A 493-nucleotide genomic window follows, 5' to 3' on the forward strand; every position below is an offset into this window, starting at 1 on the left:
GTCCGAGCTGACCACACCCGCCTGACGCAGCTTCGATACCGCGTCATCGCGGCCGCCTGCAAAATGCGCCTGCGCACGGCGGAGCATGTTCATCAGACCGCCCTGGCTGATCGTCAGACCGAACACATCGGCAAACGCCCCCTGGAGCCGTTCGTAGGACAACGCCTGGAAGGTCTTCAGATAGGTCGCGATCGCATGGATCCGCACGCCGAACGGCGTCCCCCTCGCCGCGTCCGGTAGCGCGGCCCTCACACGCATCCCGCACGATGGGCAGCGAACCGCCAGCCGCCTGTGCCGCTCCACGACCGGCGTGATTGGCGGCAGTTCGACCGTGTCGTGCTCGCTGACCGTCTCGGCAACCAGATCGGCCGGCAGTGCAGCGCAACAGCCGGTGCAGGTGTCCGGACGATGATCGATCGCGCGATCGAATGCCTCGCTCAGTATCCGGCTATGGCCCTCATGCCCTGGCTTTCCGCCGCCGGGCCGCGATGCC

Annotated in this window: 1 protein-coding gene; it reads right to left on the bottom strand. The window is 67.3% G+C overall.

Going from position 1 to position 493, the window contains the following annotated elements; all coding sequences use genetic code 11:
• The coding region (locus L8F97_RS22515) for an IS66 family transposase zinc-finger binding domain-containing protein (RefSeq protein WP_242154969.1) at positions 1 to 493 on the bottom strand (493 nt) is incomplete at both ends.

The sequence above is a fragment of the Sphingomonas sp. BAUL-RG-20F-R05-02 genome, assembly GCF_022662305.1.
In the GTDB taxonomy this organism is placed as follows: domain Bacteria; phylum Pseudomonadota; class Alphaproteobacteria; order Sphingomonadales; family Sphingomonadaceae; genus Sphingomonas.